The sequence below is a fragment of the Streptococcus mitis genome (assembly GCF_002096755.1).
GTDB classification, from domain to species: domain Bacteria; phylum Bacillota; class Bacilli; order Lactobacillales; family Streptococcaceae; genus Streptococcus; species Streptococcus mitis_AC.
On record NZ_NCVF01000022.1, the window covers coordinates 112,250 to 131,791 of the forward strand.

Genomic DNA, 19,542 nt, shown 5'->3' on the forward strand with positions numbered 1-19,542 from the left:
CGAAAGAAAAATAGGAAGCCATCGCCTTGTGCGATGCACAAAAGATGGCTTATCTTTTTTCCGAAGTTTTTAGCCGAAACTCAGTTAAGCCTAACTCGTTAAGAATGACTAATCACTAAAGTGATTGTCATTCTGCGGCAATAGCTATGGTGACTTGTCTAAACTCCTTACTAGTTCAAAAACAAAGTATAATCGACTTTATTTTTGAACGTCGTAATGATAGGAAGAAATCCAGAGGTTGCAACCCAGCCTCTGTTTTTCGATAAAATAGAGGATGTTGCGTATGAAAAAAGTACTTTGTATCATTTATCCTAATTTCTCTCTTTATGAGATAACCACTTTAACAAGTACTTTAGCTCTGTCTTTTGATATCACGATTGATTATGTAGCTTCTAAGAATTCGATGGTGGTCTCTGAGGATGGTTTGCCCTGTCAACCGACGAAAATATTGGATCAGATCCGTATAGAAGATTATTCTTGTGTGATTTTGCCAGGAATGGTAAATATAGGTCCTGCTCTACAAGATGAGAAATTGATCTCGTTTTTGAGAAGTCTTAATGAGCAAGATATCCTAATTGCAGCTATTTCTTCAGCGCCTCTTTTATTGGCGAAAGCAGGCTTGTTGAACAACACGAAATTTACAGGTGGAATTTGGCAAAACTTCTTTGACTATTTTGAATTTCTTCCACGTGAGAATTTCCAACCGAAAGTTCTTGTCCAAGATAAACAAATCATTACGGCTATTGGTTTTGCACATCAAGAGTTTGCAAGAAAAGTGATTTTCGGTTTAGGGTTGGCAGAGAGTACGGACAACTATTTTAAAGAACAGAACGAGTATGCTGAAGAGGATTTGATATTTACTCTATCAGATGAAGAGTTTAATCAAGTGAAGCAGAGTATAGAAAACAGCCTCTAAAGATTTACATGAAAATTATAGAAAGGAACAAAGGTGTTCAGGGAATTGAACACGGGTTCCAGAATTTCTAACTCAATATAAAAGAAAGGAATTGAACCCGACCTAAATTCTCGGAAAAAAGATAAATCTGTCTAGGAGCATCGCTCCAGCGTCAGATTTCCTATTTTTCAGTCGAATTTTACGGTCTTGGTATCTTGTATGAACAATACTGAATTTTATGATCGTCTGGGGGTGTCAAAAAACGCTTCGGCAGACGAAATCAAAAAGGCTTATCGTAAGCTTTCGAAAAAATATCACCCAGATATCAATAAGGAGCCTGGTGCTGAGGAAAAGTACAAGGAAGTTCAGGAAGCTTATGAGACTTTGAGTGACGACCAAAAACGTGCTGCCTATGACCAATACGGTGCTGCTGGAGCCAACGGTGGTTTTGGTGGAGCTGGTGGTTTCGGCGGTTTCGATGGGGCAGGAGGCTTCGGTGGTTTTGAGGATATTTTCTCAAGTTTCTTCGGCGGAGGCGGTGCTTCGCGCAATCCAAATGCTCCTCGTCAGGGGGATGACCTCCAATACCGTGTGAATTTGACCTTTGAAGAAGCTATTTTTGGAGCTGAAAAAGAGGTTAAGTACAATCGTGAAGCAAGCTGTAGTACATGTAATGGCTCAGGCGCTAAACCAGGAACAAGTCCAGTCACTTGTGGACGCTGTCATGGCGCTGGTGTTATTAACGTCGATACGCAGACTCCGCTTGGTATGATGCGTCGCCAAGTAACCTGTGACGTCTGTCATGGTCGCGGAAAAGAAATCAAAGATCCATGTACCACTTGTCACGGAACAGGTCATGAAAAACAAGCCCATAGTGTACATGTAAAAATCCCTGCTGGTGTGGAAACTGGTCAACAAATTCGCCTAGCGGGTCAAGGTGAAGCTGGATTTAACGGTGGACCTTATGGTGACTTGTATGTAGTGGTTTCTGTGGAAGCCAGCGACAAATTTGAACGTGAAGGAACCACTATCTTCTATAATCTGAACCTTAACTTTGTCCAAGCAGCTCTTGGTGATACAGTTGATATCCCAACGGTTCATGGTGATGTTGAATTGGTTATCCCAGAGGGAACTCAGACTGGTAAGAAATTCCGTCTACGTGGAAAAGGAGCTCCGAGCCTTCGTGGTGGTGCAGTTGGTGACCAATACGTTACCGTCAATGTCGTAACACCGACAGGCTTGAACGACCGCCAAAAAGCAGCCTTGAAAGAATTCGCAGCTGCGGGTGATTTAAAAGTCAATCCAAAGAAAAAAGGCTTCTTTGACCATATTAAAGATGCTTTTGAAGGAGAATAAAAGTAAAAAGAGCCGTTGGGCTCTTTTTGTCTTGTCTTTGAAGATTTAGCGTCGAAAAATCATTTTCCAGTTAGCCTATTATTTATACTTTTGCTTGAGCAAGCCAGCTGCATCCATCTCCTGGATAAGTTGCTTGAATTCTGCTTCCTTACCAGGCTTAATGGTAACGGTATCAATATGGTTGATTGCTGAGTTATCCTGAATATCCACCAAAGTCAAGGCTTTTTCATAGAAAGCAATTCCCTTTTTTAGACTTTCCTGATCCTTCCAATATAGAACTGAGTAATCAGGATTTGGTTTCTTTCCGATTTCTTGTAAATAATTCCTACTTTCCTTCTCTAAAAATTGCAATAAACCATGATTGAACAAGTTATCCCCTACTTTATAGTAGGAGATATCTCCTGTCAGTACGACATAGACTTCGAGTTGGTTTTTGGTGAGTTTTGGACTTTCTTTTAGGACAGGGTGACTATTGATGACCTCATCTGAGAAAGTAACATAAAAAATTAAGCCCCCACCTTCGTATTTATATCTTCCATTTGATTTTACTTTCTTAGGAGGCATGTCAAGGGAGGTAAAGATTTGTTTTAAGTCTTCGTTCCCTTTTCGGATGTCACTCGGTGAGGCTCTGAAAGTAAAGAATAGTAGTAGAAATGCTAGGGCGGCAAGAAGGGTAAGGCAACCACAAGGGATCAGGATGATCTTAGCCAGATCTTTTAAGAAGTTTTTCATGATTATTCCCTTTCTATTCTGTTAGGATCTAGTAATCCTAAATGTAGCTAAGGGGATTCCAGTAAAGTTGGAGACTTTCATTTCCTTGCTTTTTCTTCTTGGAGAAGCGCCATTCGAGTCTGGATATCTTTTTCCAAGACCTTAAACTTGTAGGTGAGGTCTTCTTGGTATTCTTTGATGAGTTCTTTTTGTTGGTCGATGATTTGCAGGCTATTTTGGATAATATCCACATCATCCTTGATAGCTTGAACGCGGTCAGTGGTATTCAAGACTTCATCCGTGATGGTTTGGCGATTTTTTGTAACCAGATAACTTCCAGCTGCAGCTCCTGCAAATAGCAGTAGATTGGATAATTTCATAGCAACTCCTTAGGCGTTTTTGATAGTTTCAGCGACTTGAGCAAGTTTGTCAAAGTCAGGTTCGTGGGCGATAAAATCAATCTTGAGGTCATCGTCCGCACTGTAGCGAGGCACGAGGTGAACGTGGGTATGAAAGACGGTTTGCCCTGCGATTTCTTCACAGTTGGCAATGATATTCATACCAGCAGCCTTGGTAGCTTTCATGACTTTTTGAGCTACTTTTGGTACTTGGGCAAAGAGTTGGCTGGCGCTAGTAGCGTCCATTTCCAAAAGATTGCGATAGTGTTCTTTGGGCACGACCAAGGTGTGTCCTGGTGTCACTTGAGAGATATCAAGAAAGGCAAGAACCTGCTCATCTTCGTATACTTTTGAAGCAGGAATTTCCCCTGCAATGATTTTACAAAAAATGCAATCTGACATAAAATCTACCTCTACTGTATTGAATTTTGATATAATATAGCTACATTATACCAGATTTGGAGAAAATATGTTAGAAATTAAAAACCTGACAGGTGGCTATGTCCATGTCCCTGTCTTGAAAGATGTGTCCTTTACTGTTGAAAGTGGGCAGTTGGTCGGTCTGATTGGTCTCAATGGTGCTGGGAAATCGACGACTATTAATGAGATTATTGGTCTCTTGACACCTTATAGTGGTTCCATCAATATCAATGGCTTGACCCTGCAAGAAGATGCAACGAGCTACCGCAAGCAAATTGGCTACATTCCTGAGACACCTAGCCTGTATGAGGAATTGACCCTCAGAGAGCATATCGAAACGGTTGCTATGGCTTATGGTATTGAGCAGAAAGTGGCTTTTGAGCGAGTGGAACCTCTGTTAAAAATGTTCCGTCTGGACCAGAAATTAGACTGGTTTCCTGTTTATTTTTCAAAAGGGATGAAGCAGAAAGTCATGATTATATGTGCTTTTGTGGTGGATCCAAGTCTTTTCATCGTGGATGAGCCTTTCCTTGGGCTCGATCCGCTGGCTATTGCTGACTTGATTCAGCTTTTGGAAGTGGAAAAGCAAAAGGGTAAGTCTATTCTCATGAGTACTCACGTGCTGGATTCGGCGGAGAAGATGTGTGATGCCTTTGTTATTCTCCACAAGGGAGAGGTGCGTGCCAAGGGGAATCTCCTGCAACTGCGCGAAGCCTTTGATATGCCTGAGGCTAGTTTAAATGATATTTACTTGGCTCTGACCAAAGAGGAGGAGCTATGAAAGACTTGTTTTTAAAGAGAAAGCAGGCTTTTCGTAAGGAGTGTCTTGGTTATTTGCGCTATGTTCTCAATGACCACTTTGTATTGTTCCTGCTTGTCCTGCTGGGGTTTTTAGCTTACCAGTACAGTCAACTCTTACAACATTTTCCTGAAAATCATTGGCCTATCCTTTTGTTTGTAGGAATTACCTCTGTTTTGCTTTTGCTTTGGGGAGGAATTGCCACCTATATGGAGGCTCCAGACAAGCTCTTTCTCTTGGTCGGAGAAGAGGAAATCAAGCTCCATCTTAAGCGTCAAACTGGCATTTCCCTAGTCTTTTGGCTCTTTGTCCAGACCCTTTTCTTGCTGTTATTTGCGCCTTTATTTTTGGCAATGGGTTATGGCTTGCCTGTCTTCCTAATCTATGTGCTTTTGTTTGGGTTAGGTAAATATTTCCTCTTTCGTCAAAAGGCCAGTAAATTTTTTACTGAAACTGGACTGAACTGGGACTATGTCATTTCCCAAGAAAGCAAGCGCAAGCAAGTCTTACTTCGTTTCTTTGCCCTCTTTACCCAGGTAAAGGGAATTTCAAACAGCGTCAAGCGTCGTGCCTATCTGGACTTTATCCTAAAGGTTGTTCAGAAGGTGCCTGGAAAGATTTGGCAAAATCTCTATCTGCGTTCTTATCTACGAAATGGAGACCACTTTTCCCTCAGTCTTCGTCTTCTCTTGCTGTCCATACTGGCGCAGGTCTTTATCGAGCAAGCTTGGATTGCGACAGCAGTGGTGGTTCTCTTTAACTACCTCCTGCTCTTCCAGTTGCTGGCCCTCTATCATGCCTTTGACTACCAGTATTTGACCCAACTCTTTCCGCTGGACAAGGGGCAAAAGGAAAAAGGCTTGCAGGCGGTAGTCCGAGGATTGACCAGTTTGGTCTTAGTAGTGGAATTAGTTGTTGGGTTGATTACCTTCCAAGAAAAAATAGCCCTTCTAGCCTTACTGGGAGCTGGTTTGGTTTTATTAGTCTTGTACTTACCTTATCAGGTAAAACGTCAGATGCAGGACTAAAACTTGCTTATATGATACTAAAAAAGAAGTTGAGTTCACTCTAGCTCAGCTTCTTTTATTTTCTACAAGAGAATTGTTGGTCCGTAGAGACTCAACTTGGTCTTGACTTGGTCAAAGTGGAAACGGTCATAGGCCCGCCAAGCAGCGCGAGTAGGAGCATCTGGATCAAGAGCGCTGAGTCCCATGAGAAGACTGGAAGTCTGGTAAAATTTTTCCAATTCAATCAAGACTCGATTATCCACTGTCTCAGCCTTGGCTAGAAAGCTAAGAATAGAGTTTAATTGCTCCTGAAAGCGGACGTCGTCAGCGGTTGCCTGTTTGCATGCTTGATAGGCTTTGTTTAAGTCAGTAATCAAGGTTTGAGCTCTTTTTATAGGGTCTGTATCTGTCATGAGAAATCCTCCTTTAATCTGGGTGCCAGTCTTGTTTCTAGCAACTGTGTTTTGATACTGTTAGTCTATCATTTTTAGAGTTTTTTACAGCTTCAAATCTTTAATTGTCCTTGAAATTTCCTGAATGGTACTGTTAAAATTTTATGATAAAATAGTTGTAAGATTATCATGCTTATTTGAGGAACAAGCTACCTTTCAGGAGCGTTGAAGGCCTGTTTAGGATTTGGTGGGTTTGTATCATAGTATTTTTGCTATTCTCTTTTTAGGAAGAAATCGAAACAAGGAGAGTAAGAAGATGAGAATATTTGTTTTAGAAGATGATTTTTCCCAACAGACTAGAATTGAAACGACGATTGAGAAACTCTTAAAGGAGCATCATATAACTCCCAGTTCTTTTGAAGTCTTTGGCAAGCCAGACCAACTGCTGGCAGAGGTGCATGAGAAGGGGGCCCATCAACTATTCTTTTTGGATATTGAGATTCGAAATGAAGAGATGAAGGGGCTGGAAGTGGCTAGAAAGATTCGGGATCGAGACCCCTATGCCCTGATTGTCTTTGTGACGACTCACTCGGAGTTTATGCCCCTGTCCTTTCGCTACCAAGTGTCTGCTCTGGACTATATTGATAAGGCCCTTTCGGCAGAGGAGTTTGAATCTCGTATCGAGACAGTCCTCCTCTATGCCAATAGTCAAGACAGTAAAAGTCTGGCGGAAGATTGCTTTTACTTTAAATCAAAATTTGCCCAATTCCAGTATCCTTTTAAAGAGGTTTACTATCTTGAAACATCGCCCAGAGCCCATCGTGTTATTCTCTATACCAAGACGGACAGGCTGGAATTTACAGCGAGTTTAGAGGAGGTTTTTAAGCAGGAACCCCGTCTCTTGCAGTGCCATCGCTCTTTTCTCATCAATCCTGCCAATGTGGTTCGTTTGGATAAGAAAGAAAAACTTCTTTACTTTCCCAATGGCGGAAGCTGTATGATTGCGCGTTATAAGGTCAGGGAAGTGTCTGAAGCCATCAATAAATTACACTGAGCTAGGAGAGTTTATGAACATTGCTTGGATATTGTTGTATTTTCTTGTTATTAATGGACTAGAAATTGTCATTTTCTTTAAGGTAGATGGAATTGGTCTCACTTTTGAGAGGATTTTTAAAGCTTTTCTTCTGAAATTTCTTCTAGGGGCCATTTTTGCGACTTTTCAATTTTTGGATGTAAGTGAATATTTGTCCTATTTTATAGAACCTTTGTTCGGTATATGTCTATCTTTCTTACTGTTAAGAGGGCTTCCTAAAAAACTCCTTTTCTTTTATGGTCTCTTTCCAATTGTATTGATGGATCTCTTTTACAGAAGTGTTTCCTATTTTGTGTTTCCGTTTTTGGGGCAAGGGATTGTAGATGGAGATGGAAATCCTCTCTTTTTGTTGATTATGCTATTCGTTTGCTTCATAGTATTAGTCTTTTTGAAATGGTTGGACTATGATTTTACTAGATTGAGAAAGGAGTTTCTCGATAAAGGTTTTCAACAGTCACTGACTAAGATTAACTGGATAATGGGGGCTTACTTTCTAGTCATGGAAAATCTGTCTTACTTTGAATATGCATACGATATCCAATCAAAGACTGTTCGCCATCTGATTCTAGTGTTTTACCTCCTCTTTTTTATGGGGATTATCAAGAAATTGGATTCCTATTTGAAGGACAAACTCCATGAGAGACTGGACCAAGAGCTGGCCTTGCGCTACAGAGATATGGAGCGATATAGTCGGCATATAGAGGAACTTTATAAGGAAGTACGGAGCTTTCGCCATGACTACACCAACCTCTTGACCAGCTTACGTCTGGGCATTGAAGAGGAGGATATGGATCAGATAAAAGAGGTCTACGACTCGGTCTTAAAGGATTCTAGTGAAAAATTGCAGGACAATAAATATGACCTGGGCAGATTGGTGAATATTCGTGATAAAGCCCTCAAAAGCCTTCTAGCAGGGAAATTTCTAAAAGCTAGGGATAAGAAGATTGTCTTTAATGTCGAAGTTCCTGAGGAGATTCAGGTTGAGGGGATGAGCCTGCTTGATTTTCTGACTATTGTGTCTATCCTTTGTGACAATGCTATTGAAGCCAGTGCAGAGGCCAGTCAACCTCACGTTTCAATCGCCTTTTTAAAAAATGGAGAACAGGAGACCTTTATCATTGAAAACTCCATCAAAGAAGAGAGCATCGATATTTCTGAAATCTTCTCCTTTGGAGCAAGTTCTAAAGGAGAGGAGAGAGGAGTTGGTCTCTATACCGTTATGAAAATTGTGGAAAGTCATCCCAATACCAGTCTCAATACCACCTGTCAAAATCAAGTCTTTCGTCAGGTTTTAACGGTTCACTTGCTGTAGATTTATTATTAGAAAATTTGTGAAAAAAGAATTGGCAGAAGCTAACAGATAAAGTTTGTCTTTGTCCAGTTTGATTTTTACCATAGTATGCGAGGTATATTAAATGAATAAGAAATCCTTTTTTATCATCTGTTCTACGTTGATTATAGCATCGAATCTTCTCATGTTTTCCGTGGTGAACAAGGGAGAAGAAACAGGGAGCAATCTGTTTGTGATTGCTATAGCCTGTGTTTTACTACCAGCCTTTTTATATGCGGTTGAAAATCAACTGACTTCATTGGTAAGGGTAGAATCAATACTCCTGATTCAGTTGACAGTTATATCCCTACTCCGTCTTATCAACAGAATAGGGAGTACGCCTGAAATCCTCAACATTATCATTACCTTTATCGCTTTGGCAAGTGGGACAGCTGCTATCCTTGTTGCGATTATGAGAATATATAAGAACATACGGAAGTAAGGCTGAATAGCTTTCGATTTTGGATCTTTACGTTGGTAAGTTCCCCTAGGGCAAGCATGTTTTTCATGCTTGCTTTTTACATTTTTTACAATTCAAGATGTTTTGATGACCATTTATGATTTGGATGGAAAACTTTAAAAAATAGTAGTATACTAACCTTATTAAGGTTGTAATAGGACGAAAATAAAAAGAGTATTCCTCGTGAATGCAAAAACAATGTTACCATTGGCTATTATGCTTGCTTAAAGGCTTGAGCCTGTAAGTAGAGGAACTGTACTTGGAGGTAATTATGGATTTCAAAAGTTTTCTTATTGTTTTTGTTGTTGGCATGTTTGTTTCTTTTATTACTTCTTTAATTAGGGAAAAAATTTTAAAATCTCCAAAGAAGAATAAAGATAGATCTAATTAGATAAAAAGATTTTTTATCGCTAGTTTAATCTACAGTGGAGTTTCTTTAATATTGTTTCGCCTGTCAAAATGATATGTGATAGCAGGATAAAAAATCTACAAATTAAGTTGGTATCAATACGGTGTAAAGGGCAAGTATGTTTTTCATGCTTGCTTTTAAATTTTTTACAATTCAAGATGTTTTGATGACCATTCGTGATTTGAGTGATCCAAGGTCAAAATGAGTGCTATACTAGCAGTGTAAAGGTTCTAGCTCAACAAACATTTAGGAGGAAATCTTATGAAGAAAAAAATACTTGTTATTTTCATCTTGTATCTAATCATGTCCATCTTCCTTTATCCGCTTAGGGAGAGTGCTTGGTATCATCTATTTTATACCATAGCCTATGTGATTGCAGTGATGATTTATTTTGCTATCATGAAAAAGAAAGGAGAAAAGAAATGAAAACTTTTCTTGCTAAAAAACGGAACATCTTCTTTGCGAGATTGTTCCTAGGTCAGTTGCCTTTACTTGTCTCTACTTATCTATTTCTATCTCGTCAGTTTTTAAATTTTTCCTTAGTTTTCCAATTTCTCTTAGTGGTTATTAACTTGGCTTCTATTTTGGTTACGGTTTACCTCACTAGGGAAATGAGAATAAGAGAGTTTGAAGATGATGATTTGGTTAGCCCTAGAACCAATCAACTCATGTATATCGGCTTGACAGGCTTTATGTCTATTATTTGTTTGTATAGAGGTGTCACAGCAGGAGAATCTTACCAACAACTAATCGCTTATATTGGCGCTGTTCTCTGCTTGATTATTATGCTTCTACTCATTTGGGGCTTGAAGTATTATAAAAAGTAAGGGCTAATGAAGTTTTTACAATTTAAGATTAGGATGAAAAAAATTAATAAACAGTAATACTAAACTTGTTAAAGTTGCAACAAAATAAAAATCAAAAAACAAAAAAGTAGTATTTGTTATGAATATAAAAATGATGGAACAATTTGAGATTATGGATACTGATATGCTTGCTTGCGTTGAAGGTGGTTTTGGAGGTTGGGGAGATATGCTTTCTGCTTTATTGGGTGGGCTAGCACTGTCTCCAACTTTGGATCAATTAAATGGTAAGTGGCCTATTATACATCCTTCAAAACCATGTAGTCCTTATGGTATAGGAGGAACTCCAAACTCATGTAATGGTATTTAAAAAGGATTGAAGCTATGAAGGCAAAATATGGGAATCAAATTGTTGATGTTTGGGAAATTGGTCAAGCAACTCCTAAACCAAGTTGGGTAGAGGAAGCTTTTCAAAAAAATTATATGGTTTGGTTGGATAATCATGTGCGCATTCTAATGGCAGGTCTTAACACTTCTCTCGAAACGAATATCAAGTTTGGTCTAGTTGGAACAGTTGGAGGAGGATTTGCTGGTTATGGAATGTATGTTCTTGGTTATCCAGGTGATTATATAGATATCACCAATCATAGAGTTGTTTCTGCTAAAACATTTCACAAAAGTTATCAAATTTTAGAAAATGATTAGATATCATTTAATTGTAATGGAGAAAGCAATGAAAAAAATATTTTTTAAAAAACGGAACATCTTCCTTGCGAGATTGTTCCTAGGTCAGTTGCCTTTACTTGTCTCTACTTATCTATTTCTATCTCGTCAGTTTTTAAATTTTTCCTTGGTTTTCCAATTTCTTTTAGTGGTTATAAACTTGGCTTCTATTTTGGTCACTGTTTACCTCACTAGGGAGATGAGGATAAGAGAGTTTGAAGATGATGATTTGGTTAGTCCTAGAACCAATCAACTCATGTATATCGGCTTGACAGGCTTTATGTCTATTATCTGTTTGTATAGAGGTATCACAGCAGGAGAATCTTACCAACAACTAATCGCCTATATTGGTGCTATTCTATGCTTGATTATTATGCTTCTACTCATTTGGGGCTTGAAGTATTATAAAAAGTAGTTTATCTTCCTCTTATGATAGAATTTTTGATTAGAAGCTTCTATTTAAACCGTTCGTGAAATAAATGAATGGAGGTATTTAATATGAAATACAGATTATTTCTTGTTATTTTCGTGAGTAGTATGTTGAATATTCTTTTAGGGACATTTTTACAAATCTCTAATGTATCGATTGGGTGGATTGTTCTCTACAGTGGATTGTTTGAAGCAGGAATTTTCCTTCTTGCTAATAAAGGGGTGGCGGTAAAAATCAAGGAAGTAGACATCCAAAATCGCTTTAAATTTATTTTTGGAAAAACGGTATGGTTTCAAATTCTTTTGCTCATCTTTTTGATGGTCAAACTTTATCTTGGTTTGGATGTGAAGTTGATTTTATTCTATGGACATATTTTCATTGTCTTTAATGCCTTAATGTATCTATTATCTAGTAGTCAGGTCAGTCTTAAAAAGAACAAACTGTCTTCTTAATCTTACAGTAGTAGAGCCTGACAAGAGGAGGTCATCATGTATAAACACTTATTTTTTCTAGATTCAAAAACCCTAGACTGGTTGACACCCTATATTCTAGATTTGGCTTCTGACACCATTGCCTTTAATGTTTTTGTGCTAACCTTTGTATCTGTTGTGGTCTTTTATTTCCTAAATCCCATGCTATCTTTAATGGCTATCTTCTTAGGGGCTGGTTATGTTGTCGGATTTTGGTTACTCAAATGGTTTGTTTTGGAAAGACTAGAGTTAAAGGATGAGTTGTAGGGAAGTTTGTTGAGGAGAATAGTTTTATGGCCATTTTCAATAAATGTCATGCTTTGTTTTTGGGATTTTTAGTCTTTGCAATCGTTGGTGCAGCGGGTTATTCCATTAATCAAGGAGATTATTTTCAACACCAGTACACATTCATTGTTGTAAAGAGTCTCTTGCTTTTCCTTAGTTTTGGCTATGCGAAATGGTTTGATATGATTTCTTTTGGGATGTTAAGCAAGAAACAACTTTTGCTTTTCGTTGTAATCTTTCTTCTAAGTGTACTTGAGACACTGGTTTATATTCATTTCTTTGCTGTTTCTTCTGGCGCAGGAGTTCAACACTTGTCGGAAGTCAGCAGAGGAATTTCTCTGTCTTTGATTTTGACTTCCTCAGTTTTTGGACCTATCCAGGAGGAACTCATTTTCAGAGGACTTCTTCAAGGTGCGGTTTTTGACAATTCTTGGTTAGGGCTTGTGCTAACTTCCTCTCTCTTTTCTTTCATGCATGGTCCTTCTAATGTCCCTTCGTTTATTTTTTATCTACTTGGGGGCTTGTTACTGGGCTTTGCTTATAAAAAGAGCCAAAATTTGTGGGTTTCTACTCTAGTCCACATGTTTTACAACAGTTGGCCACTCTTATATTATTTATAAAAATTATGAAAAGGTAAGTAGAAGACGGTGCTTACCTTTTTCTTTCTATAATGATACTCAAGCCAATCCAGAGGCTTTTCTTTGAGAATCGGGTGTGGAGCGGTTGACGAATAGGGCAAAAACTAGTAGAATAGTAAGGAAACTTTATACGGAGGAAAGAAATGGATTTGGGTGATAATGAGCTAACACTGACTCCCATACCTGGGAAAAGTGGCAAGGCTTATATGGGTAGCTATCCTGATGGGAAGCGTATCTTTGTAAAAATGAACACCTCTCCAATCCTACCTGGTCTAGCTAGAGAACAAATTGCTCCACAATTATTATGGAGTCGCCGTTTGGCAGATGGGCGTGATATGTGTGCTCAAGAATGGTTGACAGGCAAGATATTGACCCCCTATGATATGAATCGTAAGCAAATCGTCAATATTTTAACCCGCCTACATCGCTCACGTCCTTTGATGACACAGTTGAGTCGTTTGGGCTATGCCATGGAAACACCTGTAGATTTACTACAGTCTTGGCAAGAAACGGCTCCAGATGCTTTGCGTAAAAACCATTTTATCAGTGAAGTGATGGCTGATTTACGTCAGACTATTCCAGGATTTAGAGAGGACCATGCGACCATTGTCCATGGAGATGTACGACATAGTAATTGGATTGAGACAGACAGTGGCTTGATTTATTTGGTAGATTGGGATTCGGTTCGCTTGACCGACCGCATGTTTGATGTAGCTCACATGCTCTGCCATTATATTCCAGAACATCAGTGGAAGGAATGGTTGACCTACTACGGTTACAAGTATAATCAAACGGTATTAAATAAATTGTATTGGTATGGTCAATTGTCTTATTTGAGCCAGATTTCCAAGTATTATATGAACCAAGATTTAGAAAATGTCAATCGGGAGATTCATGGCTTGCGTCACTTCCGAGACAAGTATGGAAAGAGAAGATGAGAGTTAGAAATCGTAAAGGGGCGACAGAATTACTAGAGGCAAATCCCCAGTATGTGGTCCTTAATCCTTTGGAAGCCAAGGGGAAATGGCGGGACTTGTTTGGAAATGATAATCCCATTCATGTGGAAGTAGGAAGTGGAAAGGGTGCCTTTGTTTCAGGTATGGCCAAACAAAACCCTAACATCAACTATATCGGGATTGATATTCAAAAGTCAGTTTTGAGCTACGCTTTGGACAAGGTGCTTGAAGTTGGAGTGCCTAATATCAAGCTCTTGTGGGTAGATGGTTCTGATTTGACAGACTACTTTGAAGACGGTGAGATTGATCGCTTGTATCTGAATTTTTCAGATCCATGGCCTAAAAAGCGCCATGAAAAGCGTCGTTTGACCTACAAGACCTTCTTGGATACCTTCAAGCGTATCTTGCCTGAAAATGGAGAAATTCATTTCAAGACGGATAACCGTGGCTTGTTTGAGTATAGCCTAGTGAGCTTTTCTCAGTATGGCATGAAGCTCAATGGTGTCTGGCTAGACTTACATGCCAGTGATTTTGAAGGCAATGTCATGACCGAATACGAGCAAAAATTCTCCAACAAGGGGCAAGTTATCTACCGAGTTGAGGCAGAATTTTAAGAAATAGCCTAAAATCAGGCTGTATAAGTGCTTTTGCTTTACATAAGTTGGCAAACGTGCTATACTAAGAGTAAGAATATGAAAAGTGAGGCGGGGAAATATCTTCGCCTCTTGCTTATGAGGAGGTGGACGCAATCGCAACAATCGTAGAATTAGTCAGAGAAGTTGTAGAACCTGTCATACAAGCACCTTTCGAACTCGTGGATATCGAGTATGGAAAGATTGGCAGTGACATGATTCTCAGTATTTTTGTAGATAAACCTGAAGGAATTACCTTGAACGACACGGCAGACTTGACAGAAATTATCAGTCCTGTCCTAGACACCATCAAGCCAGATCCCTTCCCAGAACAATATTTCCTAGAAATCACCAGTCCAGGCTTGGAACGTCCTTTAAAAACCAAGGATGCCGTCGCTGGAGCGGTTGGGAAATACATCCATGTCGGGCTCTACCAAGCCATCGATAAGCAAAAGGTCTTTGAAGGAACCTTGTTGGCCTTTGAAGAGGACGAGTTGACCATGGAATATATGGACAAGACACGTAAGAAAACTGTCCAAATTCCATACAGTTTAGTATCAAAAGCACGTTTAGCAGTTAAATTATAGAAAAAGAAAGGATAGCTTTTGAGGATTCAAAAGTGAAGAAAACATGAGTAAAGAAATGCTAGAGGCCTTCCGCATTTTGGAAGAAGACAAGGGAATCAAAAAAGAAGACATCATCGACGCAGTAGTAGAGTCGCTTCGTTCCGCTTATCGCAGACGCTATGGTCAATCAGACAGCGTAGCTATTGACTTTAACGAAAAAACAGGTGACTTTACAGTTTATACTGTCCGTGAAGTGGTTGATGAAGTATTTGATAGCCGTTTGGAAATCAGCTTGAAAGATGCTCTTGCCATTAATTCAGCCTATGAACTTGGTGACAAAATCAAGTTTGAAGAAGCACCTGCTGAGTTTGGTCGTGTAGCAGCTCAATCTGCCAAACAAACCATCATGGAAAAAATGCGCAAGCAAACACGTGCCATCACTTACAATACTTACAAAGAGCATGAACAAGAAATCATGTCTGGTACAGTAGAACGCTTTGACAACCGCTTTATCTATGTCAATCTCGGCAGCATCGAAGCCCAATTGTCAAAACAAGACCAAATTCCTGGTGAAGTTTTTGCTTCTCATGATCGTATCGAAGTGTATGTCTACAAGGTTGAAGACAACCCTCGCGGTGTCAACGTCTTTGTTAGCCGTAGCCATCCAGAAATGATCAAACGTTTGATGGAGCAAGAAATTCCTGAAGTTTATGATGGAACTGTTGAAATCATGAGCGTGGCTCGTGAAGCTGGTGACCGTACTAAGGTTGCCGTTCGTAGCCATAATCCAAACGTGGACGCTATCGGAACAATCGTTGGACGTGGTGGAGCTAACATCAAGAAAATCACTAGCAAATTCCACCCAGCTCGCTACGATGCCAAGAGCGACCGTATGGTGCCAATCGAAGAAAATATCGACGTTATCGAGTGGGTAGCTGATCCAGCTGAATTTATCTACAATGCCATCGCTCCTGCTGAGGTTGATCAAGTTATCTTTGATGAAAACGACAGCAAACGTGCCTTGGTGGTTGTTCCTGATAACAAGCTTTCTCTTGCCATCGGTCGTCGTGGGCAAAACGTTCGCTTGGCAGCTCACTTGACTGGTTACCGTATCGATATCAAGTCTGCTAGCGAATTTGAAGCCATGGAAGAAGCTGGTTCGGTAGATTTGGAAGCAGAAAACGATACTGTAGAAGAATAAAAGCTGCTAGAGGAGGGAAAGATGAAAACGAGAAAAATCCCTTTGCGCAAGTCTGTTGTGTCCAATGAAGTGATTGATAAGCGTGATTTGCTCCGCATTGTCAAGAACAAGGAAGGACAAGTCTTTATCGATCCGACAGGCAAGGCCAATGGCCGTGGCGCTTATATCAAGCTAGACAATAAAGAAGCCCTAGAGGCGAAAAAGAAGAAGGTCTTTAACCGTAGCTTTGACATGGAAGTAGAAGAAAGCTTTTATGACGAGTTGATCGCTTATGTGGATCATAAAGTAAAAAGAAGAGAGTTAGGACTTGAATAAGCAAAAAATAAGCAATCTCTTGGGACTTGCTCAGCGAGCAGGGCGTATCATATCGGGTGAAGAATTGGTAGTCAAGGCCATTCAAGACGGCAAGGCCAAGTTGGTCTTTCTAGCTCATGATGCTGGACCCAATCTGACCAAGAAGATTCAAGATAAAAGTCATTATTATCAAGTAGAAATTGTAACCGTGTTTTCAACACTGGAATTAAGCATAGCAGTCGGAAAATCGAGAAAGGTTTTGGCTGTAACAGATGCTGGATTTACAAAGAAAATGAGGTCTCTTATGGAATAGAAGAGGAGGACATGATTTGTCTAAGAAAAGATTGTACGAAATCGCAAAAGAACTTGGAAAAGAAAGTAAAGAAGTTGTAGCGCGTGCAAAAGAGTTGGGCTTGGATGTGAAAAGCCACTCATCAAGTGTGGAAGAAGCTGTCGCTGCAAAAATCGCTGCCAGCTTTAAGCCTGCAGCTGCTCCAAAAGTAGAAGCAAAACCTGCAGCACCAAAAGCAAGTGCAGAAAAGAAAGCCGAAAAATCTGAACCAGCTAAACCAGCTGTAGCTAAGGAAGAGGCAAAACCGGCTGAGCCAGTCGCTCCGAAGGCAGAAAAAGTAGCAGCTAAACCGCAAAGCCGTAATTTTAAGGCTGAGCGTGAAGCCCGTGCCAAAGAGCAGGCAGAACGACGCAAGCAAAACAAGGGCAATAACCGTGACCAACAACAAAACGGAAACCGTCAGAAAAACGACGGTCGCAATGGTGGAAAACAAGGTCAAGGCAACCGCGACAATCGTCGCTTTAACGACCAAGCTAAGAAACAGCAAGGTCAGCAAAATCGTGGAAATGAGCGTCGTCAACAAGAGGACAAACGTCCACATCAAGCGGCTCCACGTGTTGACTTTAAAGCCCGTGCAGCAGCCCTAAAAGCAGAGCAAAATGCAGAGTACGCACGTTCAAGTGAGGAACGTTTCAAGCAGACTCAGGCTGCCAAAGAAGCCTTGGCCCAAGCTAACAAACGCAAGGAGCCAGAGGAAATCTTTGAAGAAGTGGCTAAGTTAGCTGAACAAGCGCAACAAGTTCAAGCAGTGGTTGAACCAGCTCCTGTAGCTAAAGAAGCGCCAGTGGATACACGTCGTAAAAAACAAGCTCGACCAGACAAAGAACGTGATGATTATGATCACGAAGAAGATGGTCCTAGAAAACAACAAAAGAATCGAAGTAGTCAAAATCAAGTGAGAAATCAAAAGAATAGTAACTGGAATAACAACAAAAAGAACAAAAAAGGCAATAACAAGAACAACCGCAATCAGACTCCAAAACCTGTTACGGAGCGTAAATTCCATGAATTGCCAACAGAATTTGAATATACAGATGGTATGACTGTTGCGGAAATCGCAAAACGTATCAAACGTGAACCAGCTGAAATCGTTAAGAAACTCTTTATGATGGGTGTCATGGCCACACAAAACCAATCCTTGGATGGGGAAACAATTGAACTCCTCATGGTGGATTATGGTATTGAAGCCAAACAAAAAGTTGAAGTGGATAATGCCGACATCGAACGTTTCTTTGTCGAAGATGGTTATCTCAATGAAGATGAATTGGTTGAGCGTCCACCAGTTGTAACTATCATGGGACACGTTGACCACGGTAAAACAACCCTCCTAGATACCCTTCGTAACTCTCGTGTTGCGACAGGTGAAGCAGGTGGTATCACTCAGCATATCGGTGCCTACCAAATCGTGGAAAATGGCAAGAAGATTACCTTCCTTGATACACCAGGACACGCGGCCTTTACATCTATGCGTGCGCGTGGTGCTTCTGTTACCGATATTACTATCTTGGTCGTAGCGGCAGATGACGGGGTTATGCCTCAGACTATCGAAGCCATTAACCACTCAAAAGCGGCCAACGTTCCAATCATCGTAGCCATTAACAAGATTGATAAACCAGGTGCCAACCCAGAACGCGTTATTGGTGAATTGGCAGAGCATGGAGTTATGTCAACTGCTTGGGGTGGAGATTCTGAATTTGTTGAAATTTCGGCTAAATTCAACCAAAACATCGAAGAATTGTTGGAAACAGTCCTTCTTGTGGCTGAAATCCAAGAACTTAAGGCAGACCCAACAGTTCGTGCGATTGGTACAGTTATCGAAGCTCGCTTGGATAAAGGAAAAGGTGCGGTAGCAACCCTTCTTGTTCAACAAGGTACCTTGAATGTTCAAGACCCAATCGTTGTCGGAAATACCTTCGGTCGTGTCCGTGCTATGACCAATGATCTTGGTCGTCGTGTTAAGGTAGCAGGTCCATCAACACCAGTTTCAATCACAGGTTTGAACGAAGCGCCAATGGCAGGTGACCACTTTGCCGTTTACGAGGATGAAAAATCTGCGCGTGCAGCAGGTGAAGAGCGTGCCAAACGTGCCCTTATGAAACAACGTCAAGCTACCCAACGTGTCAGCCTTGAAAACCTCTTTGATACCCTCAAAGCTGGTGAACTCAAATCAGTTAACGTTATCATCAAGGCCGATGTACAAGGTTCTGTTGAAGCCCTTTCTGCCTCACTTCAAAAGATCGACGTGGAAGGTGTTAAAGTTACTATCGTCCACTCAGCGGTCGGTGCGATCAATGAATCAGACGTGACTCTTGCGGAAGCTTCAAATGCCTTTATCGTTGGTTTCAACGTACGCCCTACACCACAAGCTCGTCAACAAGCAGAAGCTGACGATGTGGAAATCCGTCTCCACAGCATTATCTACAAGGTTATCGAAGAGATGGAAGAAGCCATGAAAGGGATGCTTGATCCAGAATTCGAAGAAAAAGTTATCGGTGAAGCAGTTATCCGTGAAACCTTCAAGGTGTCTAAAGTGGGAACTATCGGTGGATTCATGGTTATCAACGGTAAAGTTACCCGTGACTCTAAAGTACGTGTTATTCGTGATGGTGTCGTTATCTATGACGGTGAACTCGCAAGCTTGAAACACTACAAAGACGACGTGAAAGAAGTTACAAACGGTCGTGAAGGTGGTTTGATGATCGATGGCTACAATGATATCAAGACTGATGATGTGATTGAGGCTTATGTCATGGAAGAAATAAAGAGATAATAGAGAAACGATAGCTCATTTGACTCGTCGTCAACAGCGCCTTGATGAACCCTCAGTTCTATCTAAGGCTTGTTTCCTAGATTCAAATGGCTCTAGTTCCTCTATCTAATAAAAATAGCTAGGTCTGCTGGCCTAGCTTTTGGTTCAAAGTA

General features: G+C 40.4%; 26 protein-coding genes. 22 read left to right on the forward strand and 4 right to left on the reverse strand.

Annotation, left to right across the window (positions count from 1 at the left end; genetic code table 11):
- The first annotated feature begins 283 nt into the window (after positions 1-283).
- Positions 284-916, forward strand: coding sequence for a DJ-1/PfpI family protein (locus B7700_RS05150; protein WP_084887538.1), 633 nt, complete (start codon positions 284-286; stop codon positions 914-916).
- Between the two features lie 198 nt (positions 917-1,114).
- The gene (gene dnaJ, locus B7700_RS05155; protein WP_001066308.1) at positions 1,115-2,251 is read left to right on the forward strand and encodes a molecular chaperone DnaJ; all 1,137 of its coding nucleotides are present in this window, start codon (positions 1,115-1,117) and stop codon (positions 2,249-2,251) included.
- A 78-nt stretch (positions 2,252-2,329) separates the two neighbouring features.
- On the opposite strand, the gene B7700_RS05160 is transcribed toward dnaJ, so the two are convergent.
- The 3 genes from B7700_RS05160 to B7700_RS05170 all read right to left on the reverse strand — a co-directional run bounded on the left by B7700_RS05160 (position 2,330) and on the right by B7700_RS05170 (position 3,762).
- Positions 2,330-2,983, reverse strand: coding sequence for a hypothetical protein (locus tag B7700_RS05160; RefSeq protein ID WP_084887540.1), 654 nt, complete (start codon positions 2,981-2,983; stop codon positions 2,330-2,332).
- 77 nt (positions 2,984-3,060) lie between these two features.
- Positions 3,061-3,342 carry a hypothetical protein gene (locus B7700_RS05165; protein WP_060627131.1) on the reverse strand — a complete coding sequence of 94 codons (282 nt, stop codon included), beginning with the start codon at positions 3,340-3,342 and terminating at the stop codon, positions 3,061-3,063.
- A gap of 9 nt (positions 3,343-3,351) precedes the next feature.
- Complete coding sequence (locus B7700_RS05170; protein ID WP_001278317.1) at positions 3,352-3,762, reverse strand: HIT family protein; 411 nt, start codon at positions 3,760-3,762, stop codon at positions 3,352-3,354.
- 67 nt (positions 3,763-3,829) lie between these two features.
- Here B7700_RS05170 and B7700_RS05175 point away from each other — a divergent pair, with 67 nt between their 5' ends.
- Positions 3,830-4,561 (forward strand): ABC transporter ATP-binding protein, encoded by a 732-nt coding sequence (locus B7700_RS05175; protein ID WP_084887542.1) that lies wholly within the window; start codon positions 3,830-3,832, stop codon positions 4,559-4,561.
- Positions 4,558-5,607 (forward strand): ABC transporter permease, encoded by a 1,050-nt coding sequence (locus B7700_RS05180; protein WP_084887544.1) that lies wholly within the window; start codon positions 4,558-4,560, stop codon positions 5,605-5,607. The genes B7700_RS05175 and B7700_RS05180 overlap by 4 nt, the downstream gene beginning before the upstream one ends.
- 62 nt (positions 5,608-5,669) lie before the next feature.
- Here B7700_RS05180 and B7700_RS05185 read toward each other — a convergent pair whose 3' ends face one another.
- Positions 5,670-5,999 (reverse strand): helicase BlpT, encoded by a 330-nt coding sequence (locus B7700_RS05185; protein WP_084887546.1) that lies wholly within the window; start codon positions 5,997-5,999, stop codon positions 5,670-5,672.
- 295 nt (positions 6,000-6,294) lie between these two features.
- On the opposite strand from B7700_RS05185, the gene B7700_RS05190 reads away from it, so the two are divergent.
- The 18 genes from B7700_RS05190 to infB all read left to right on the forward strand — a co-directional run bounded on the left by B7700_RS05190 (position 6,295) and on the right by infB (position 19,390).
- Positions 6,295-7,032 carry a response regulator transcription factor gene (locus B7700_RS05190; protein ID WP_084887548.1) on the forward strand — a complete coding sequence of 246 codons (738 nt, stop codon included), beginning with the start codon at positions 6,295-6,297 and terminating at the stop codon, positions 7,030-7,032.
- 13 nt (positions 7,033-7,045) lie between these two features.
- Positions 7,046-8,383, forward strand: a complete 1,338-nt coding sequence (locus B7700_RS05195; protein WP_084887549.1) for a sensor histidine kinase — start codon at positions 7,046-7,048, stop codon at positions 8,381-8,383.
- Between the two features lie 103 nt (positions 8,384-8,486).
- Positions 8,487-8,843: a hypothetical protein gene (locus B7700_RS05200; RefSeq protein ID WP_084887551.1), complete on the forward strand. Its 357-nt coding sequence runs from the start codon at positions 8,487-8,489 to the stop codon at positions 8,841-8,843.
- A gap of 688 nt (positions 8,844-9,531) precedes the next feature.
- Positions 9,532-9,696, forward strand: coding sequence for a hypothetical protein (locus B7700_RS05210; RefSeq protein ID WP_084887555.1), 165 nt, complete (start codon positions 9,532-9,534; stop codon positions 9,694-9,696).
- Positions 9,693-10,097 carry an immunity protein gene (locus tag B7700_RS05215; RefSeq protein WP_084887557.1) on the forward strand — a complete coding sequence of 135 codons (405 nt, stop codon included), beginning with the start codon at positions 9,693-9,695 and terminating at the stop codon, positions 10,095-10,097. The genes B7700_RS05210 and B7700_RS05215 overlap by 4 nt, the downstream gene beginning before the upstream one ends.
- 118 nt (positions 10,098-10,215) lie before the next feature.
- Entirely contained in the window at positions 10,216-10,443 is a 228-nt protein-coding gene (locus B7700_RS05220; RefSeq protein ID WP_084887559.1) for a bacteriocin class II family protein, read from the forward strand.
- Positions 10,444-10,457: 14 nt separating this feature from the next.
- Positions 10,458-10,778 carry a hypothetical protein gene (locus tag B7700_RS05225; protein ID WP_000645120.1) on the forward strand — a complete coding sequence of 107 codons (321 nt, stop codon included), beginning with the start codon at positions 10,458-10,460 and terminating at the stop codon, positions 10,776-10,778.
- Between the two features lie 28 nt (positions 10,779-10,806).
- Entirely contained in the window at positions 10,807-11,211 is a 405-nt protein-coding gene (locus tag B7700_RS05230) for an immunity protein (protein ID WP_084887561.1), read from the forward strand.
- Positions 11,212-11,294: 83 nt separating this feature from the next.
- Complete coding sequence (locus B7700_RS05235) at positions 11,295-11,678, forward strand: immunity protein (protein WP_192855661.1); 384 nt, start codon at positions 11,295-11,297, stop codon at positions 11,676-11,678.
- A 36-nt stretch (positions 11,679-11,714) separates the two neighbouring features.
- Positions 11,715-11,963 (forward strand): immunity protein BlpZ, encoded by a 249-nt coding sequence (gene blpZ, locus B7700_RS05240; protein WP_084887565.1) that lies wholly within the window; start codon positions 11,715-11,717, stop codon positions 11,961-11,963.
- A 26-nt stretch (positions 11,964-11,989) separates the two neighbouring features.
- Positions 11,990-12,601: a CPBP family intramembrane glutamic endopeptidase gene (locus B7700_RS05245; RefSeq protein ID WP_084887567.1), complete on the forward strand. Its 612-nt coding sequence runs from the start codon at positions 11,990-11,992 to the stop codon at positions 12,599-12,601.
- A gap of 161 nt (positions 12,602-12,762) precedes the next feature.
- Positions 12,763-13,557 carry a cell cycle regulator CcrZ gene (gene ccrZ / locus B7700_RS05250; RefSeq protein ID WP_000362999.1) on the forward strand — a complete coding sequence of 265 codons (795 nt, stop codon included), beginning with the start codon at positions 12,763-12,765 and terminating at the stop codon, positions 13,555-13,557.
- The gene (trmB, locus tag B7700_RS05255; RefSeq protein ID WP_050281817.1) at positions 13,554-14,189 is read left to right on the forward strand and encodes a tRNA (guanosine(46)-N7)-methyltransferase TrmB; all 636 of its coding nucleotides are present in this window, start codon (positions 13,554-13,556) and stop codon (positions 14,187-14,189) included. Before ccrZ ends, trmB begins: the two co-directional genes overlap by 4 nt.
- A 125-nt stretch (positions 14,190-14,314) precedes the next feature.
- Positions 14,315-14,794, forward strand: a complete 480-nt coding sequence (gene rimP / locus B7700_RS05260) for a ribosome maturation factor RimP (protein ID WP_000338691.1) — start codon at positions 14,315-14,317, stop codon at positions 14,792-14,794.
- A gap of 43 nt (positions 14,795-14,837) precedes the next feature.
- A complete protein-coding gene (gene nusA, locus B7700_RS05265) occupies positions 14,838-15,974 on the forward strand; it encodes a transcription termination factor NusA (protein WP_000032285.1) in 1,137 nt (378 codons plus the stop codon).
- Positions 15,975-15,995: 21 nt separating this feature from the next.
- On the forward strand, positions 15,996-16,289 hold the full coding sequence (rnpM, locus tag B7700_RS05270; RefSeq protein WP_000857567.1) for an RNase P modulator RnpM: 294 nt from the start codon (positions 15,996-15,998) through the stop codon (positions 16,287-16,289).
- The gene (locus B7700_RS05275; RefSeq protein WP_001041390.1) at positions 16,282-16,581 is read left to right on the forward strand and encodes a YlxQ-related RNA-binding protein; all 300 of its coding nucleotides are present in this window, start codon (positions 16,282-16,284) and stop codon (positions 16,579-16,581) included. The genes rnpM and B7700_RS05275 overlap by 8 nt, the downstream gene beginning before the upstream one ends.
- A 16-nt stretch (positions 16,582-16,597) precedes the next feature.
- Entirely contained in the window at positions 16,598-19,390 is a 2,793-nt protein-coding gene (infB, locus tag B7700_RS05280; RefSeq protein ID WP_084887569.1) for a translation initiation factor IF-2, read from the forward strand.
- The last annotated feature ends 152 nt before the right edge of the window (positions 19,391-19,542 follow it).

Bases quoted from the DNA above. Each gene is read 5' to 3' on its own strand.
- B7700_RS05150 (WP_084887538.1), top strand. From the start codon at position 284: ATGAAAAAAGTACTTTGTATCATTTATCCTAATTTCTCTCTTTATGAG.
- dnaJ (WP_001066308.1), top strand. From the start codon at position 1,115: ATGAACAATACTGAATTTTATGATCGTCTGGGGGTGTCAAAAAACGCT.
- B7700_RS05160 (WP_084887540.1), bottom strand. From the start codon at position 2,983: ATGAAAAACTTCTTAAAAGATCTGGCTAAGATCATCCTGATCCCTTGT.
- B7700_RS05165 (WP_060627131.1), bottom strand. From the start codon at position 3,342: ATGAAATTATCCAATCTACTGCTATTTGCAGGAGCTGCAGCTGGAAGT.
- B7700_RS05170 (WP_001278317.1), bottom strand. From the start codon at position 3,762: ATGTCAGATTGCATTTTTTGTAAAATCATTGCAGGGGAAATTCCTGCT.
- B7700_RS05175 (WP_084887542.1), top strand. From the start codon at position 3,830: ATGTTAGAAATTAAAAACCTGACAGGTGGCTATGTCCATGTCCCTGTC.
- B7700_RS05180 (WP_084887544.1), top strand. From the start codon at position 4,558: ATGAAAGACTTGTTTTTAAAGAGAAAGCAGGCTTTTCGTAAGGAGTGT.
- B7700_RS05185 (WP_084887546.1), bottom strand. From the start codon at position 5,999: ATGACAGATACAGACCCTATAAAAAGAGCTCAAACCTTGATTACTGAC.
- B7700_RS05190 (WP_084887548.1), top strand. From the start codon at position 6,295: ATGAGAATATTTGTTTTAGAAGATGATTTTTCCCAACAGACTAGAATT.
- B7700_RS05195 (WP_084887549.1), top strand. From the start codon at position 7,046: ATGAACATTGCTTGGATATTGTTGTATTTTCTTGTTATTAATGGACTA.
- B7700_RS05200 (WP_084887551.1), top strand. From the start codon at position 8,487: ATGAATAAGAAATCCTTTTTTATCATCTGTTCTACGTTGATTATAGCA.
- B7700_RS05210 (WP_084887555.1), top strand. From the start codon at position 9,532: ATGAAGAAAAAAATACTTGTTATTTTCATCTTGTATCTAATCATGTCC.
- B7700_RS05215 (WP_084887557.1), top strand. From the start codon at position 9,693: ATGAAAACTTTTCTTGCTAAAAAACGGAACATCTTCTTTGCGAGATTG.
- B7700_RS05220 (WP_084887559.1), top strand. From the start codon at position 10,216: ATGAATATAAAAATGATGGAACAATTTGAGATTATGGATACTGATATG.
- B7700_RS05225 (WP_000645120.1), top strand. From the start codon at position 10,458: ATGAAGGCAAAATATGGGAATCAAATTGTTGATGTTTGGGAAATTGGT.
- B7700_RS05230 (WP_084887561.1), top strand. From the start codon at position 10,807: ATGAAAAAAATATTTTTTAAAAAACGGAACATCTTCCTTGCGAGATTG.
- B7700_RS05235 (WP_192855661.1), top strand. From the start codon at position 11,295: ATGAAATACAGATTATTTCTTGTTATTTTCGTGAGTAGTATGTTGAAT.
- blpZ (WP_084887565.1), top strand. From the start codon at position 11,715: ATGTATAAACACTTATTTTTTCTAGATTCAAAAACCCTAGACTGGTTG.
- B7700_RS05245 (WP_084887567.1), top strand. From the start codon at position 11,990: ATGGCCATTTTCAATAAATGTCATGCTTTGTTTTTGGGATTTTTAGTC.
- ccrZ (WP_000362999.1), top strand. From the start codon at position 12,763: ATGGATTTGGGTGATAATGAGCTAACACTGACTCCCATACCTGGGAAA.
- trmB (WP_050281817.1), top strand. From the start codon at position 13,554: ATGAGAGTTAGAAATCGTAAAGGGGCGACAGAATTACTAGAGGCAAAT.
- nusA (WP_000032285.1), top strand. From the start codon at position 14,838: ATGAGTAAAGAAATGCTAGAGGCCTTCCGCATTTTGGAAGAAGACAAG.
- rnpM (WP_000857567.1), top strand. From the start codon at position 15,996: ATGAAAACGAGAAAAATCCCTTTGCGCAAGTCTGTTGTGTCCAATGAA.